The sequence below is a fragment of the Micromonospora sp. NPDC005324 genome (genome assembly GCF_040607155.1).
Taxonomy (GTDB): Bacteria; Actinomycetota; Actinomycetes; order Mycobacteriales; family Micromonosporaceae; genus Micromonospora; species Micromonospora trifolii.
In genome coordinates this window covers 140588-157015 of the sequence record NZ_JBEXGE010000013.1, presented here as the reverse complement: position 1 = coordinate 157015, position 16428 = coordinate 140588, and the positions used below count along the sequence as shown (strand labels likewise).

Below are 16428 nucleotides of genomic sequence, written 5' to 3'. Positions count from 1 at the left end.
GGTCTTGTGGGTTCGCGCCACTTGTGAGTTCGCGGATTCCGGCTGGTGCCCCTACCTCATGCTCCAGGCAGGCTCGCGAGAACGGCGGCCAGGGTCTCAGCCTGCTTGGGTGAGAAGACGAACTCGGTGTACTCGCAGTCCTCGGGGGCCCGCGCCCAGGGGGCCGACGCTGAGGCTCATGAACACGCTGCCGTCCGGATCGCAGGTTAGGTCAAGAATGCCGTGAATGATCGAGGGGATGCCGTCGATGGTCGACCCCGGCCAGGAGTTCTCGAAGGTCAGCGGGTCCGATGTCATCACCCGACCGTAGGGCACCGCGATGACCGGCAGCTCTTGCGGTCCACCCCGTCTTCTGGCAAGCATCGGGGCCTCGCTGCTCAGCTCTGCCCGGCCTGCCGATCCGCCTCTTCATCCTCCGCGCAAGCCTTGTGGCATGGCCGCCCGTGCTCGTCCCGGGTGAATGCACCGTTGTGGCAGATCCGACACGGGAGACGATCGCCGGTGGCGTGATGCGTCCAGACCAGGCCGACCTTCGCCCTCCGCGGGGCTGAAGCGCTGCCGAGGTCGACCACCACCGGGCCGCGCGGATCGCGGGGCGGGGCGGCCAGCCGCCGGTGCCCGCTGTCGACGCCGTAGTCGCAGTTGAGATCCAGGTCTCGCGGCACCATCGTCGACCCGTCGCCCGCGTTGGGGTCCAAGTCAACGTTCGGGACCGGCCTCCGCCCAGCCCGGTCGTTCAGGTATCGCTCCATGTCGTCGGCCGTCACCCAGTAGTACATGGGCCGCCCGCGCGAGTCGGTCCGTTCTAAAGCCCGCCAGGCCCCTGTCGCCGCGCCGACGACCAAGGCGTCGAGGTTGAGGCCGAGGGCGGCCTCCAGGTAGACGTGCAACTGCCCGCACGGGTGCCCCCGGGTGACGGGGCAGTACGGCCCGCGCCGGCCGCACCGCTCGACCTCGGCTGATCGAGCGCCACCGGAAACCAGCAGCTCATGGCCGGTGCGGACCCAGCCGGCGTTCGTCGACGGGATCGTCGCCCAGGGGGCGCGGTGTTCGACCTGCACGGCGGGGTTGTCGGTGGTCCACATCGGTAACAGCCCGTCCTTGCGGGCAATCGCGATGCGTCTCTTGATCGTTGGGACGGACAGCTTCGACACCTGCAGCTCGTGTCCGAGCAGAAGACCGCCCTCGCCGCGCACCAGCACGTCGGTTACCCGCTTGCCGGTAGAAGAGCGAGCCTCCACCTCCACCGAGAAGCCCGCCCGCTGGGAGACCGTGGCAACCCGTTCCTTGAGGGCCTTGTGCTTGTCCGACTCGACGGCGTCCGGGTGGTTCCTCGCGGCGGAGGGATTGAGGTGTACGGCCTGGCGGAGTCCGGTTCCGTCCGGATTTCCCTTCAGATACATCCACTCGGGGCAGTCCGGATCGTTCCTGTAGCAGGCACCCATGCACCGCAGCTCACTCGCGTGGACCGTCCGCGACCGCAGCTCCTGCCACAACCCTGGCCTGTCCGGGTGTCCCAGATCCGCTCGACTCAAGTTCAGGTCGATGCCGAGCTTCACGTGCCGTACAGCTCCCGCCACGCCGTCCCCCTCGCACTCGCACTCGCCCTACCACCATGATGAAGGGCGGCGCCGACAGGATCCACCAGCCGCAGAGCGCAGCCGTGTCGATGGATCTCGTTGGCACACTGACACACATCGGCCAGCACCGGAGAGATCACATTGCTCGCGTACTGCCGCCTCTACCCCCAGTCGGCCACGACTCTGAGCCCTCGCTGACCTGACTTAGTCTCTCTTGAGCTTGCGCAATGACCCGTGGGTGCACGTCTAGCCCCGCAATAAAGGCACGGCAGATGTCGGCGCAGTCGAGCAAGGAAGCAGCAGTTATCACGACCGCACCGTCCCGCACTGGCACGCCGATGGCACGCACCTTGCGCGGAGCTGCTTTTTCAAACTGCTTCGCGGTGAAGCGCCCGAGACCGTGGGCGACCGCGTTGCGCACGAGAATGCACGCCTCGAGCGTCTCCCAAGCCGCAACGTCACGCACATCCACGTGGTGGTGCCGCTTCAGCAACCCAATGACCTCACTCCAGCCGCCGGGGGCCCGTCCCGGCAACTCACCGGCAAGCTGCTTCAGAAGGGCCTCGACGTATATCTCCACAATGCTGACCATTCGAAGCCAGCAAGCGGCTCGGTCGGCTGACCCATCTTCGCCCATCACGCCGATGCGGTGGCGGCACCGGAACCGGTCCTGTACGCGGCTGGCTGTAGCGACATAGCGTGCGTACGCCGAGCCCAACTCCTCGAGGGCGTCTTCAGTAATCTCGAAATTCAGAGGATCCAGCTTCATGCTTGAATCAGCATCGCCGCGTGCAGGCCGTTCTCGTCACGGACCGCGTCGTGGGTCTCTCGGGGTACAGCTCCATGTTGAAACAAGCGTCGGAGGGCCATCAGATACCAGGTCGCCAAAGCCGACGGCTCCTCATCCAGGGAACGGATGACCCCCTGCGCCTCAATCTCGTTAGCCTCCGCCAGAGCCAGGGCAGCCTCGGCACGGACGGCCGGCTCGAATCGCTGTGCACGGTGAGTCATCACCCAGGCAAGGAAGGGGTCCGCGTCCACCAGGCGAAGCTCACGAATAGCTCGGATCAGGCAAAACCGCTGCCAGTCACTGAGGCTGATGTCCGTAGCTATCGCGGCAACAGTACGAGTCACTGCCGTGCGGTCGAGTTCAACCATGGCTCGCAGATAGCGCAGCACGTACGGCGTTGCGGACGGAACGAATGCGACGATGTGCTCCATCTTTGGCATCACCGCGATGCCCCGTGGTTCTTCTGAATCCGACAGTCTGATCAGCGCTCGCCGGATCGTGCGGATAGCAGCGCGGTCGGCTTCGTGCAGATTGATCACTGCGGCGCTTGCTTTCCCGGCAGCCAGATCACGGGGTGTCACGGTCGAGCTGAGGGTGTCGAGAGCCCACTGCGGGTCAGTGTTCTCGGCATCATCGACATAATCGGGTACCTCGTTCTCCTCCCAGTAGGTGGCGAACGACGGTGTGCGGGTCTTGGACTCGTTAAGCACCAACCCGTTATCGCGGGCAGCCGCCGCCAGATCGTCGAGTGCTCGCTTGGCGTCTTCGAAGGTCTCAGCAGCGATCCGGAAGTCGTCGTTGTACCGCCACGCCGCCCATTGCCTCCGATGCAAGGCGCGCAGCACCCGGCCCGCATACAAGTCAGAGAGCCGGTCCGAGGGCTCGAGCAACTGGGGAAGTCCGTAACGCCGACCCTGCACCTCAAGGAGAAGCTCAAGCAGACACTCGATGGCTGCGTGTTCCTGGGCACGGAGGAGCAGTTCACGGCCAAGGATGTCATGATCGATGTAGTCATAGAACGACGCAATGTCGGCCTTGACGACATACTGGACGACCGCGTTTTCCGGCCAGCGTAGGTCGCTGCTACCGGTGGCTCCCGCACGGGTGCCCCGCGTTCGGCCGTACGTCAACGGTGCATACGCGAATGCCTGATATCCCTCGGACGAGCGATCCATCTCATGTTTAGCCTCGGTCATGAGGAGATCGGTCAACGCACGGTAGGTGACACGCTCAGCGAATCCCCAGACCGCAACTGGTCTGCTACCGGTCGCGGGCTTGGCCACAGCGACGACAAGACCGCGGCAAGCCACCAATCCGGCTTGGAGCTGGCCCGATAGCCAGGCGGCGAACTTCGGGGCGCTATCCGCCAGTTCGGCGGCGCCCGGCGACGACGGCATTAGATATTCTTCGGCGCCGGCCTCCAGGCGCGTGGCCTGCTCAAGCTTAAGCCGGAAGAGGACCTCAGAGGGCATCGGGCGCATGCGTCGTATGAAAGCACACGGCGACCCGGCGTGAAGGCCGCAAACCCGGCGGCTGGATGGCCCTCCTTCCGGCAGGTCTCTCAGCGCTCAGCACGACGACGGCGGGGCTTGCATCGGGCTCCACCCCGCGACTGTGGACGCAGGCGGCCTGCCCCACCCCAGGCCTGGGGCTTCGCTCGATGCACAGGATCCGTGTCGGCGACGCGTGAAATTGGACCCCGGGTCGGCGGGTGAATCTGACCTGACCGCATGGGCACGGCGACGTACTCCGGCCGGACCGGAGCTTCAGCCCGGATCACGCCCCTGACCATGTGCCCCGCAGACATGTTCCACAGCCGGGGAAAGACCTCCGGTGCCGCGCTCTCACACCCCGGCTCGATGAGCGGCCCGAAGTCCTCGTCGCGCATCTGGTCGGACTCGCCGGTCATGGTCATGTCCTCCACCACGATGTCGATGCTGTTATCCACGATCTACCTCACGACGCTCATCGGTCGATCCGTTCCAACAAGTTTCGGACGACACCCGTCGAGATGCGCTGGGGTGAAGTTCCAGTGGCCGACGTGGGCCATCGCGGTCTCCTGCATGAGCAGGGATTCCCGCCCCTGACCCCACCTCTCGGGCCACGAAACCGAAGGGCTCACATCACTGCAGTCTGTCTCTTGGTAAACGCTTGCCGTCCGGCCTGTCGACCCAGACGTACGCGGCGTAGCCGTTGCGGTACGGAAGATCGTTCCTTCGCCGATGGCGCGGGTGAGTCCAGGCATCAGCCGGCCTCCTGCCGCTCGACCTGCTCGCGGATGTACTCGTCGACCCACTCCAGTGGCGCAGCTACCGCGACGAGATGAGCCGGTCAGGTCGAGCCGTCGAAAATTGAGCCCGCCGGGTCGGCGTTCGTTGAGCACCAGGGCGATGACCGGGCGGCGGTGGTCGGGCCGGTGCGGGGCGTCTGGTGGGAAGGGGCAACCTCACTGTCGGGGACAGCGCATCCATGGCGGTCGGAGCTGCGTAAGGACGAGGGTGGATGGCGGCTGTCGGCCGTGGAGCTGCCGCCGTGGTGTGGTGTGCCCGTCCGCGCGGACCATTGCGGTTGAAAGCCAGGACGACCGCAGACGTTATGGGGATCGTGTGCGGCAGCGGCATCGTCTAGGTTCAGCCGGGTGATGACCATGTACACACTGCGATGCCCCGGCTGCGAGGAGCCATTCAATCTCCGGCTGGGGATTGGGCCAGCAAAGATGGCTCGTTTCTATGCACCGTGTCCGCACTGCAGCTTGCCCATTCGGGGACGGTCTCACGGGCAAGATCTAGAGTCGCATCGGGTCGAGTTCGAAGCTGAGGCGCTGCCGAGCGAAGCCTCGCTGGATGCCGATTTCGTTACCGTGGATCCAAACGTTCCGTCCAAGTACAACGCTGCGCAGCGAGGTGAGCTCGGCACGTTCCCCACCATGACCCTGGTGCACCTGGTCGGCGACGAGCGAGCAGGGGCCCTTTTCGAGACGTTTTCGAGGAGTAGAACTGCGGCCGAGAAACTCTGGCCGAAAGTGCGACGAATTTACGAGTACTACCTCGTAGAAGATTGGAGAAACTTCGACAAGGCCGGCAGAGCTGCATTCGATGACTGGCAGGCGAAATCGACGACTCATGAGCGAGCCACTATGGCACACCAAGCCGTTGCCATCGCGACCATTTCAATGACGGATGGCATCGACGATTCTGCTCGACGGTACCTTTACAGGTTTCACGTCAAGCACACCAGCGCCCTCAGGTCATCGGCATACATCCATTCCGCTCGCGCCGACGTTGCGTCCGGGCTGGTGCCGGGTCTGCAGCGCAGCGTCTTCGACGTGATCGACCGGTTCATTGGTCACTTCGAGGCATGGCAGATGGGCGTTTTGCGGCGGGTAATGCCCCCTGATCGTCTGCCGCTACTTAGGGAACTAACTCTGTTCCGCGATGAGTTTGATATCCTCCGAGACCTCTATCAGCAGGGATTCGAGACGGTCTGCAAGACCCTGAGGTTCGCCGTGGCAGCACAGAACACCGTGAAGCGCCAAAGCCCAGGTGACTTTGGGACAGATTTGCCGAACGGGGTAGACCTGAAGGCGAACCCAACTTCACTCAAGGCGTTCGACGACAAACTGAGCAACGCTGCGCGCCTCGCCTTCGTTCGGCAGGTACCAGGGTGGCAGGATTATGCAGCTCTCCTTAACAACCGGACTCGGAACGCGATCGGCCACGCTACCGCTCGACACGACCTTCGAACTGGACGAGTATTCAGCGACAAGGAGCCCGCCGGAGTTCAATATCTTGATCTAGTTGCCGACGTCTTCGGAGTATTCGACGCGCTCTGCACCTCTCTCCAAGTGCTTCGCGCCGTCCGAGTCGTTTCGTCGCCCGATTTTAAGAACGCTCCCTTATAGGTCGCTACGAGGCGACGACTCACAGACAGGCGATCTACTCTCGCCTGCTGGCGCCCACTCCGTCGCTGCTGACATCTGAAACGCGCCCCTAAGGGATGTCTCGCAACCCTGGTGTCTGTCTGTTCAGGACGGTCGGGGAGGATGCCTGGGTGCAGGTGATCACGGCAGCTCGCTCGGAGTGGATCTTTCCCTTCACCGGGCTGCAGCCCGACCAGTTCCGCACGCTGGTCCGGCTGGTCGCCGAGCGTGGCGGTGAGGGCATCGCCGACGGTCGGCCAGGCCGGCAATGGGCCCTCGATCTCGCCGACCGGGTGCTGCTGGTGGCCGCGTACTGGCGTACGAACCTGACGATGCGCCAGATCGGTCCGCTGTTCGGGGTGTCGCACTCCGCGGCGCATCGGGTCATCGACACCCTCGCGCCGCTGTTGGCCCTGGCACCGGTGCGCAAACGGCCGGTAGAGCAGATCGCGATCGTCGACGGGACGCTGATCCCGACCCGCGATCACCGCCTGGCCGCCCGGAGTAAGAACTACCGGTACTCCACGAACCTGCAGGTCGCCATCGATGCCTCCACCCGCCTGGTCATCGCCGTCGGCGACCCGCAGCCGGGCAACCGCAACGACACGATCGTCTACCGCAGCTCCGGCATCGCCGAGAAGCTGGACGGGCGGCCGGTGATGGCCGACGGCGGCTACCGGGGCAACCCGGAGGTGATCATGCCGTACCGCAAGCCGTCTGACGGCAGCGACCTGCCGGCTTGGAAGCAAGCCCTCAACGTCGAGCACCGCACCGTCCGAGCAGGGGTCGAACACGCCCTGGCCAGGATGAAGAACTTCAAGATCCTGCGCGACTACCGCCGCGCCGCGCACACATTGGCCGACGCCGCTTCCGGCATCGCCAACCTCCACAACATCATCCTCGTCGGCTGACCACCGGTCCGGTGCCGGGCAACGCCTTCACCCAGTTACGAGACGTCCCTTAGGTCACCACCACATCGTTTCCCTCCAAGCGCCCTCAGATCAGGCGCGCAGCGACAGTGGCATGGCCCTCATGGTCGGATCGCGGTAGATCGCCGCGGGTATCTGCCCGCGCCGCGGGCGAGGGGACACACCGTGGGCGGCTCATGACCAGGGGAAACGCCCGTCCCGCAAATGTTCAGCAGGCGATCACAGCAAGGCGCCCGTGCGACCCATTCTCAAGCCCTAAAAGAGAGAAGCCGCAGGTCATCAGCCTGCGGCTTCGATAAGAACACGGTTTAGGAAACCGATGCTCTATCCCCTGAGCTACGGGGGCGCGAGTGGTCAGTGTAACGACCTGCGGGTTGACCCGCGCTGGCAGGGAGTGGCCCTCGTTGACCTGCGTTGATCCCGCGAATCGCCCCCGACCGACGACCAAACGGCGACGACGACACCGTCCACCGGCTACGAACTGGAGGAACGTGCGGCGCGGCGACGCTCGGTGAGCCGTCGCGCCTTCACCGCGTTGCCGCAGTCGGCCATGCGACACCAGCGGCGGGAACCGTTGCGGCTCTGATCGAGGAACAGCCAGCCACAGCCCCCTTCGAGCACCGGGCAGCGGCGCACCCGGGTGAGGTCGGCCGTCAGCATGACATCGAGGGCGGCCTCGGCGATCCGGTCGGGCACCAGCATGGCCGGCACCGTGCCGTAGACCAGCCGTACCTGAGACGAGTCGAGCTCGAATCTTGCTCGGGCGGCCGCGCCGGACCAGCGCTGCTGCAGTGCGACCAGCGCGGCACCGGCGGCGATGGGGTCACCCGCCGTGCCGCCGTCCGCGTCGGTGATCGCCGCGAGCAGCACGAGATAGAGGCTTTCACGGATGTCCCGCACGGCGGCCAGCCCTGCGTGCGCCGCCGCCGGCTCGTCGCGCCACGCCCGACCCACCTGGTCGGCCTCCGCGTCGCTGACCACGCCCACCCGGACCGACCAGCGCAGCAGAGCGGAGCTGTCGGTCAGGAAGTCGTGCGGCGACTCGCCCCCTCGTTCGAGGGTGTTGGCCAGTTCGAGTGCCGGGTGGCCGCCGACCAACGGTAGCTGGCACACGTCGAGAGGCATACGGAGATGCTACTACCCAATCCATCGTAGGAGGTTATGCCCCCACGCCCGCGTCCTGCGACTAGCGCGCCGATGCGGCTTCGTGGCAAGGAGAAGGCGAGGGATGCACGCCTGCCTATGCTACCGTCTAAACATCGTTAGCCGGAATCACGGTACCGCAGGCGTGACGGCTGCCCGCTACACCTCGTCCTGAAACTGGGAGGTAGCCAATGGCGCATGATCGACGCGCGGTCTATGCCCTCGCCGCGTTGTCCGCCGCCACGTTCTGTTACGTCACCACCGAGGTGCTTCCGATCGGGTTGCTCACGCTGATCGCGCCCGACCTGGGACGCTCCAGGTCCGAGGCCGGTCTGCTGGTGACCGGGTACGCCGTGGTGGTCATGATTGTGGCGCTCCCACTGACCCGGGTCACTCGGCGTGTGCCCCGGCGCCCACTGCTCGCCGGTGCCCTCGGTGTGTTCGCCGCGGCGACGGCGGTGTCGGCCTTCGCCACCTCGTACGAGGTGTTGCTCGCCGCGCGGCTGGTGTCCGCCACCACCAACGGTGTCTTCTGGGCGGTGGTGTTCCCGGTAGCGATCTCGATGTTCCCCCCGAACATCCGGGGCCGCATCGTGGCTCGACTGTCGATCGGCAACGCTCTCGGCCCCGTCCTCGGCGTGCCGCTGGGCACCTGGTTGGGCGCGCAGGCCGGGTGGCGGGCCGCCTTCGTCGCGATGGCCGTCTTCGGCCTCGTCACCTGCGTCGCGGTCGCCCTGCTCCTGCCGAGCGTCACACCGCAACAGAGTGCGGGCGACGTCGGGCCGATGCCGGACCGGCACCGCTTCGTCGTGCTCCTGATCGCCACCATCCTCGCTGTCACCGGCGCCATGGGCGCGTTCACCTACATGACCGTCTTCCTCCTCGACGTCAGCGGGTTCGCCGCAGCATCTCTCGGCCTGTTGCTCTTCGTGCAAGGCTCGTTCGGCGTGGCCGGCACCTGGGCGGTCGGCCGGTTCCTGGACCGGTTTCCACTCGGTGTCGTGCTGGTCCTGCTCGGGCTTCTTACCGCCGCGATGCTCGGCCTCTATGGAGTTGGCGCAAGCAAGGTGTTGACGATCCCGTTGCTCGCCGTGGCGGGGATGTCGTTCAGCTCGCTGATCGCGGGAATCCAGCACCGCGTCATGCAGGTGGCCCCGTCGACCACCGACATGGCGTCGGCCAGCCTCAGCGTCGCGTTCAACTTCGGCCTGGCGGCCGGTTCGTTCATCGGCGCGGGCCTGCTGGCGACGGCCGGGGTGCGCGTCATCCCGTTGTTCGGTGGCCTGCTGACGGCCGTGGCGATCGCGTTGCTCGCCGGCCACGAGATGTCCCGCAGGAGACGGAGAGACCACAAGCCCGACCACAGCAGTTGGTCGGTGCGGCAGACCCACAGCCGCGATGCCGAGAAGCCGCAGGCCACCAGCGTGCAGACGTAGATGGGGCAGCTCGGCTCGTTCCGGTGCCACGGGGGCGGGCCCGGCGCGGAGAGTGGTCCTCCGCGCCGGGCCCGTCGCATCGGGTGGGGTCAGCTGGTCACGCAGTTGGCCGACACGCCAGGGCCGGTGCCGGTGCCCTGGAAGCCGAAGTTGGTCGACTGCCGGCCCAGGACCCGCCCGTTGTAGCTCACGTTGGTGAACCCGACGGTTCCGCTGGTGCCGCTGACCTGCGCGTTCCAGGTGCTGGTGACCGCGCCGCCGGGCAGCGCGACCGTCACGGTCCAGCCGTTGATGTCCGACTTGCCGGCGGTGACCGTCACGCTGGCGGTGAAGCCGCCAGCCCACTGGTTGACCGCGATCGACGCGTAGCAGCCGTCACCGGCCGGCGGCGTGGTGTTCGGCGGAGGGGTGGTCGTCGGCGGGGTCGTGGGCGGCGGAGTGGTCGTCGGCGGCGGGGTGGTCGTGGGCGGGTTGGGCGCGCCGTTGGCCAGGCTGAAGGCCAGGTCGGGCTGGAACGAACCCGCCGTGAACCGGCAGCCGTCGGCCTCCCCCGGCGGCTTCACCCACAGGTACGCGTCGATGTTGCCGTCACCGGTGTTGGTCGTCGGGTACTGCCCGATGCGCCGGTCGGTGTTGTCGTCGCCGCACCAGTCCCCGCTGGCACCCCCGTTACGGCTGGTGTCGATGACCTGGCGCTTGCCCGAGATTCCCATGCCGTTGAGGGAGGAGATGACCGCCCGACCGAAGTTCGCCTCGCTGGAGGTGGAGTTGTAGTTCGACACGTTGGTGAAGAAGCCGTCGGCGTACTGCACGCCGGCTGCCCGGAGCCGGTTGGCCGTCTCACCCGCGCTGTTCCAGGTGGAGTGGCCGCCGTCGAGGTACACCTTGGCGTTGGGGTTGCCCGACTTGATGGTCCGGGTGGCCGTCGAGATCGCCTCGTTGCGCGCGTTGATCTCGGCGCCGCTCAGGCACGTCAGCAGGGCGAGCGAGTCGGTTTCCAGGATGATGATGACGGTCTGGTTTCCCAGTCCCCTGGCGAAGTTGGACACCCACGTCTGGTACTGGTTGAGGTCCGGCGCGCCACCGGCGCTGGCTCCGCCACAGTCCCGGTTGGTGATCTCGTAGACGGCCAGCACCGGGATCTGCTGCGCCGCGTTGGCGGCGCCGATGAACCCGGAGACCTCGGACTGCACGGTCGAGGGATTGAAGTTGGCGAACCAGCGCGCCTGCGGCTGACTCGCGATCTTGTCGCGGATGACGGCCGTACGCGAGTCGCCGGGGTTGGCGGCGACCCAGCGGACGACGGCCGAACTCGGGTCGCGGTAGAGCGACCCGGACAGCGTGCCGGCGGAGGCGCTGCTGACGGCGAGGCAGACGCCGACGGCGGTGGCGCCCGCGACGGCCGCCACGCTGATGGCCGCCGATCTGCGGCGGAGCGAGGGGAGGATAGCCACGACGTGTTGCCTCCAGATCACATAGATGTATCCAAGTTCGTGGGAGCGTTCCCATGGACGTTAGCGGAGGCGCGCAGCGCTGCCAAGGTGTGGACACTCATCGATGAGACAAATGCCCGTGTTTCGGCGTCGACCATGAGGGCGGCTGAGCAGGGCGGGCTAGCCTGTCGCGGTGGCGAGTAATTTTCAGCTAAGCGGCGAGCGCTCCGGCACGCTACTGGCGATCCTCGGTTGCGCGGTCGCACTAGCGGTCGGGGTGGGTGCGATCTACGTCCTCGGCCCTTGGTCGGCGGACTCGCCCGCGCCGGCTGAATCGCCTGCGTGGGCTGACCCGCCCCAGCCGGTGGCGGTCGCCGACCGTACGGTCTCCGTGCTCGGTGCGGGGGACATCCTGCTGCACCCCAAGCTGTGGGAGCAGGCCCGGACCGACGGTGGCGGCACGTTGGACTTCGGCCCGATGCTGGCACCGGTGAGCGAGACCGTTTCCAACGCTGATCTGGCCCTGTGCCACCTGGAGACTCCCTTGGCACCGCCCGGAGGCCCGTACATCGGCTATCCGAATTTCAGTGTGCCGCAGGAGGTGCTCAAGGGCCTCAAGAGCATCGGGTACGACGGGTGCTCCACCGCCTCGAACCACACCCTCGACCATGGGTACGACGGCGTCAAGCGGACCCTCGACGCGATGGACAAGGCGGGTCTGGGGCACGCCGGCAGCTACCGGACCGAGCGTGACTCCGGCATCGTCAAGATCTATCAGGCCAGGGGCGTGAAGATCGGGCACATCAGCCTCACCAGAAGCTTCAACGGCCTGCGCCCGCCGGCCGGCAAGAAGTGGGTGGCGAGCCTGATCGACGTGAAGACCATCCGGCGGGACGCGGCGGCAGCTCGGGCGGCGGGCGCAGAGATCGTGGTTGTCAGCCTGCACTGGGGCACCGAGTACGAGCACGAGCCGGACGCCGACCAGCAGACCTGGGCGCGTCAGATCGCCGCGATCGACGACGTGGACGTCGTCTTCGGGCATCACGCCCACGTCGTCCAGCCGGTGGAGCGGATCGGCGACACCTGGATCGTCTACGGGATGGGCAACCAGATCGCCCGGCACGAGAAGCCCATCAACGCCAACCGTGACGGCGCGATGACCCGGGTGACGTTCGGTCCGGCGAGCGAGCCGAAGAGCTGGAAGGTGGTGGCCATCGAAGCGATCCCCACCTTCGTCGATCTGAACCCGACCATCCGTCTGGTTGATCTGGAGCGGGCGTTGGCGGATCCGACCCTGTCCCCCGGGCGACGTGGGATCTACCAGGCCGCTGTCAAGCGGATCGAGGGCAACCTGTTGACCAGGGCGGCTGACACGGCGGGACTGGTGGTGCGTGGGGCGCCCGGCCGGTAACGGCCCCGAAAGGTCGGGGTCCTCACCAAGGACGGTCGAGCACGCCGGGTGGCCCGGTCAGACCGGGCCAGCCCCTTCGGCGGCATGCAGGGTCGGCAGGTCGCGCGGGGCCACAACGACGTCGACGGCTCCTTTGGGCTGTTGACGTCGCTGTTCGGCCGGAGGACGGTGTACTGGCCCCTGGGCGGGCGCGGTCCGGGGCGTACTAGCCTGTCGCGGTGGCGAGCAATTCTCAGCCGAGCGGCGGGTTCTCCGGCACGCTACGGACGATCCTCAGTTGCGTGATCGCACTAACGGTCGGGGTGGGCGCGATCTATGTCCTCGGACCCTGGTCGGTTGAATCCCCCGCGCCGGCCGACCCGCCCCGCCCGTTGGGCGCCCCGGCGAAGGTCGCCGGACGTACGGTGTCCGTGCTCGGTGCGGGGGACATCCTGCTGCACCCCGAGCTGTGGGACCAGGCCCGGCGCGATGGCGGCGGCGAGTTGGACTTCGGCCCGATGCTGGCACCGGTGCGCGAGACCGTTTCCAGCGCGGATCTGGCCCTCTGCCACCTGGAGACGGCGCTGGCACCGCCGGGAGGCCCGTACATCGGCTTCCCGAAGTTCAATGTGCCGCAGGAGGTGGTCAAAAGCCTCAAGGGCATCGGGTACGACGGTTGCTCCACCGCCTCCAACCACACCATCGACCAGGGGTACGACGGCGTCAAGCGGACCCTCGACGCGCTGGACAAGTCGAATCTGGGGCACACCGGCAGCTACCGCACCGAGCGTGACTCCCGCATTGTCAAGATCTATCAGGCCAAGGGCGTGAAGATCGGGCACATCAGCTTCACCAAGAGCTTCAACGGCCTGCGCCCGCCGTCCGGCAAGGAATGGGTGGCGAACCTGATCGACGTGAAGGCGATACGGCGGGACGCGGCGGCAGCTCGGGCGGCGGGCGCAGAGATCGTGGTGGTCAGCCTGCACTGGGGCACCGAGTATGAGCACGAGCCGGACGTCGACCAGCAGACCTGGGCCCGTCAGATCGCCTCAATCGACGACGTGAACGTCGTCTTCGGGCATCACGCGCACGTCGTCCAGCCGGTGGAGCGAATCGGCGACACCTGGATCGTCTACGGGATGGGCAACCAGATCGCCCGGCACGCCGAGCCGGTCAACGCCAACCGTGACGGCGCGATGACCCGGGTGACGTTCGGTCCGGCCGGCAAGACGAAGAGGTGGAAGGTGGTGGCCATCGAGGCGATCCCCACCTTCGTTGATCTGAACCCGGACATCCGCCTGGTCGATCTTGAGCGGGCCCTTGCGGATCCCGCCCTGTCCCCCGGGCGACGCCGGATCTACGAGGCCGCGGTCGAGCGGATCGAGGGCAACCTCTTGACCAGGGCGGCTGACACGGCGGGACTGGTGGTACGTGGGGTGCCGCGCCGGTGACGGCCATGGTTCGGCCGACGGCAGGGCGAAGTCGTCACGGATCTCGCGATGGTGCACCTTGCTAGCATTCGCGGCGGCCGGCGGCTGTACTGGCTGACGAGCTGGATGGGTAGCGGTCCAGGGAGCAGCTCCACGGGGAAGGTTGTCGTTTCGTGTCAGGCAGGTCGGCGCAGTATGCGCCATGGCAGTCGACGGCTGGCCCGGCAGACGATCAGGAACAGCTGCTGGCGTGGCGGCGACGGGCGCTCGACCAGCAGTTGCCGGCGGCGGCCTTCCCGGCCGGAGCGAGCGCGCCCTCACTGGTCTACCTCTGGACCACGATGTTCGTGGTTGCCATGGCGATCCTCGGGTTCGCGGTCAACGCCCAGCGCGGGGTACTCCCGGCTGTCGTCGACTCTCAGCGTGACGTCGTGTCCAAGCTGGCGTCGGGCATGCAGGTCGAAGCCCGCGGCCGGGCGACCGACCTCAGCCGGACGGTGCAGGACCGCGGCACCGCGAGCGACGCCGACCTGCTGACCCGGCTGGTCGGAGAGGGCAACGGCTTCACCGGCGCGGTGATCGTTGAGACCGCCTCCCGGCGACCTCTCGCCGCCAAGGGCGCGGCGCTGCCGATCGACCTGCTGCCGCCGGTGCTGGTAGTCGACAGGACGATCGCCGTCACCACGCCGGATGGCCCGATGCTTGTCTACTCCGTCGCGCTGGACGACACCCGGGCGGTGCTCGCGATCCAGCCGGTCACCATGCGGAACCTACGACTCAACCCCGACGCGGGGCACGGCATCCACATGATCGCGCCCGACGGCAAGAGCAGCCTGATGCAGGGAGCCAGTGCGGTCGACGCCGTGCACCTGCCGACGGTCTTCGCCGGACTGGCCGGGTCCGAGTCGCCGCAGAGCCGTGAGGTGGTGGTCAAGGAGTGGGCGGACCGCAGGCTGGTGGTGTCGTCCGCGCCGGTGGGTGAAACCGGACTCGTGGTCGTCTCCCTGCTCGCCTCAGCGGTGAGTACGGGGACTTCGGGCACCAAGGGGGCGTTGCTCGGCCTCAGTCTTCTGGTCGTGGCACTGCTCAGCTTCGTACTCATGCGCATGTCCCTGGTCCGACCAGTCCGGACGCTGCTGGATCAGGCCAAGGCGGACGCCTGCGGCGCGATGACGCGGCGCCGCGCGCCGATGCGCATCCGCGAGGCACACCGGATCGCCCGGGCACTGGCCCTGACCTCCGGCGACCAGTACCCGCCGGATCGGCGTTGGCGGCCGACCGTCCTCCAGGGCCTGACCGTCGCCGTGGTGGTCGCGATGCTCTGGCCGGTGGCGGCCACGGTGCTCGCGTTGCAGGCTTCCGATCCGACGATTCCCGCGCAGTTGGTGCGGGATGAGGAGAGCCGGGCCGAGGAGGCCAGCAACGCCCTGGGACACCTGCTCGACGATGGCCTTGCCACCGTCTCCCGGGTCTCGCAGGGGGTGACCTCGACGGACCTCGCGGAGACGGACCGGACACTCGACCGGGAACTCGCCGCCGAGCAGCGGCTCCGAGCGTTGTACCTGGTTGACCGCGACGGGAAGATGGTTGCCGGCGCGGGTCGGGAGCCGCTGCGGGCCGTCGCGCCACTGCCCGGAGAGGTCGGCATCCACCTCGACGACACGGCCGGACGATTGCCGCTGGTCTACGCCTTCAACCAGCGTGCCGACGGCTATGCGGTGGTCGGTGAGTTCGACCCGGACCGTCTGCTCGGGCTGGTCCGTCGGGTCGATGGCCGGGTCCGGGTCGTCGACGCCGAGCTGCGGACGATTCTGGATTCGGAGGGCTTTCAGGCCTTCCAGCCGCTGCAGGGCGAGTTGGCTCGGAGCGTAGCCGTCGAGGTGCTGCCAGGCAGCACGGTTGGCCGGTCGACCACCGAGGACGGTGCCCCCGCGATGGTCGCCGCCTCCGGTTTGACCCTACCGACGACTGTCGCCCACCTCGAGTGGGCGGTCGTGCTGGAGCAGGACGTCGCCGGGCTGCGCCTGCCGGCGATGGTGGAGCGGCGCTGGACCTTGCTGGTGGCCGGTGCCGTGGTGGGCGTCACCCTGCTCACCCACGTGTGGCAGCTCTACATCTTCGTCCGGCCGTTGCGAAGGTTGAGTTCCTTCGCCGAGCGGATGAGCGACGGGACCGTGGAACTGCCCGTTCCGCCGCAGCGCCACGACGACATCGGCGCGATCGCGATGTGCCTGGAGATCTGTCGCCAGGTCCGGCACACCGGGTCCGCCCGGTTCGGTGGTGCGCTGCGGCTGCGTGGCGCGGGAGCCGACCGGACCAGCGTCCTCGCCCGCGTCCGGCACGCGGCCGGGACTCGCAACCGGGCGACGAAAGGCTGA

12 protein-coding genes are annotated in these 16428 nt (G+C 67.3%); 6 read left to right on the top strand and 6 right to left on the bottom strand.

The window, feature by feature from the left end; translation table 11 throughout:
* Positions 1–96 precede the first annotated feature (96 nt).
* The 4 genes from ABZS40_RS16460 to ABZS40_RS16445 all read right to left on the bottom strand — a co-directional run bounded on the left by ABZS40_RS16460 (position 97) and on the right by ABZS40_RS16445 (position 3851).
* Positions 97–297, bottom strand: coding sequence for a hypothetical protein (locus tag ABZS40_RS16460; RefSeq protein WP_354944083.1), 201 nt, complete (start codon positions 295–297; stop codon positions 97–99).
* Positions 298–377: 80 nt separating this feature from the next.
* On the bottom strand, positions 378–1559 hold the full coding sequence (locus tag ABZS40_RS16455; protein WP_354944082.1) for a hypothetical protein: 1182 nt from the start codon (positions 1557–1559) through the stop codon (positions 378–380).
* 157 nt (positions 1560–1716) lie between these two features.
* Complete coding sequence (locus tag ABZS40_RS16450) at positions 1717–2349, bottom strand: hypothetical protein (RefSeq protein ID WP_354944081.1); 633 nt, start codon at positions 2347–2349, stop codon at positions 1717–1719.
* Positions 2346–3851, bottom strand: coding sequence for a reverse transcriptase domain-containing protein (locus ABZS40_RS16445; protein WP_354944080.1), 1506 nt, complete (start codon positions 3849–3851; stop codon positions 2346–2348). The genes ABZS40_RS16450 and ABZS40_RS16445 overlap by 4 nt, the downstream gene beginning before the upstream one ends.
* Positions 3852–5008: 1157 nt before the next feature.
* Here ABZS40_RS16445 and ABZS40_RS16440 point away from each other — a divergent pair.
* On the top strand, positions 5009–6271 hold the full coding sequence (locus ABZS40_RS16440) for a hypothetical protein (protein ID WP_354944079.1): 1263 nt from the start codon (positions 5009–5011) through the stop codon (positions 6269–6271).
* A 149-nt stretch (positions 6272–6420) separates the two neighbouring features.
* Complete coding sequence (locus tag ABZS40_RS16435; protein WP_354944078.1) at positions 6421–7200, top strand: transposase family protein; 780 nt, start codon at positions 6421–6423, stop codon at positions 7198–7200.
* A 492-nt stretch (positions 7201–7692) separates the two neighbouring features.
* Here the strand turns inward: ABZS40_RS16435 and ABZS40_RS16430 are convergent, their stop codons facing one another.
* Positions 7693–8343: a CGNR zinc finger domain-containing protein gene (locus ABZS40_RS16430; RefSeq protein ID WP_354944077.1), complete on the bottom strand. Its 651-nt coding sequence runs from the start codon at positions 8341–8343 to the stop codon at positions 7693–7695.
* 209 nt (positions 8344–8552) lie between these two features.
* Here ABZS40_RS16430 and ABZS40_RS16425 point away from each other — a divergent pair, with 209 nt between their 5' ends.
* A complete protein-coding gene (locus tag ABZS40_RS16425; protein ID WP_354944076.1) occupies positions 8553–9797 on the top strand; it encodes an MFS transporter in 1245 nt (414 codons plus the stop codon).
* A gap of 89 nt (positions 9798–9886) precedes the next feature.
* On the opposite strand, the gene ABZS40_RS16420 is transcribed toward ABZS40_RS16425, so the two are convergent.
* Entirely contained in the window at positions 9887–11251 is a 1365-nt protein-coding gene (locus tag ABZS40_RS16420) for a glycoside hydrolase family 6 protein (protein WP_354944075.1), read from the bottom strand.
* A gap of 172 nt (positions 11252–11423) precedes the next feature.
* On the opposite strand from ABZS40_RS16420, the gene ABZS40_RS16415 reads away from it, so the two are divergent.
* The 3 genes from ABZS40_RS16415 to ABZS40_RS16405 all read left to right on the top strand — a co-directional run bounded on the left by ABZS40_RS16415 (position 11424) and on the right by ABZS40_RS16405 (position 16428).
* Positions 11424–12641 (top strand): CapA family protein, encoded by a 1218-nt coding sequence (locus ABZS40_RS16415; protein ID WP_354944074.1) that lies wholly within the window; start codon positions 11424–11426, stop codon positions 12639–12641.
* Positions 12642–12859: 218 nt separating this feature from the next.
* Positions 12860–14071 (top strand): CapA family protein, encoded by a 1212-nt coding sequence (locus ABZS40_RS16410; RefSeq protein ID WP_354944073.1) that lies wholly within the window; start codon positions 12860–12862, stop codon positions 14069–14071.
* 152 nt (positions 14072–14223) lie between these two features.
* On the top strand, positions 14224–16428 hold the full coding sequence (locus ABZS40_RS16405) for a HAMP domain-containing protein (RefSeq protein ID WP_354944072.1): 2205 nt from the start codon (positions 14224–14226) through the stop codon (positions 16426–16428).

What these genes read in the sequence shown, in the direction of transcription:
- ABZS40_RS16460 (WP_354944083.1), bottom strand. Translation starts at nt 297, where the DNA reads ATGACATCGGACCCGCTGACCTTCGAGAACTCCTGGCCGGGGTCGACC.
- ABZS40_RS16430 (WP_354944077.1), bottom strand. Translation starts at nt 8,343, where the DNA reads ATGCCTCTCGACGTGTGCCAGCTACCGTTGGTCGGCGGCCACCCGGCA.
- ABZS40_RS16425 (WP_354944076.1), top strand. Translation starts at nt 8,553, where the DNA reads ATGGCGCATGATCGACGCGCGGTCTATGCCCTCGCCGCGTTGTCCGCC.
- ABZS40_RS16450 (WP_354944081.1), bottom strand. Translation starts at nt 2,349, where the DNA reads ATGAAGCTGGATCCTCTGAATTTCGAGATTACTGAAGACGCCCTCGAG.
- ABZS40_RS16445 (WP_354944080.1), bottom strand. Translation starts at nt 3,851, where the DNA reads ATGCGCCCGATGCCCTCTGAGGTCCTCTTCCGGCTTAAGCTTGAGCAG.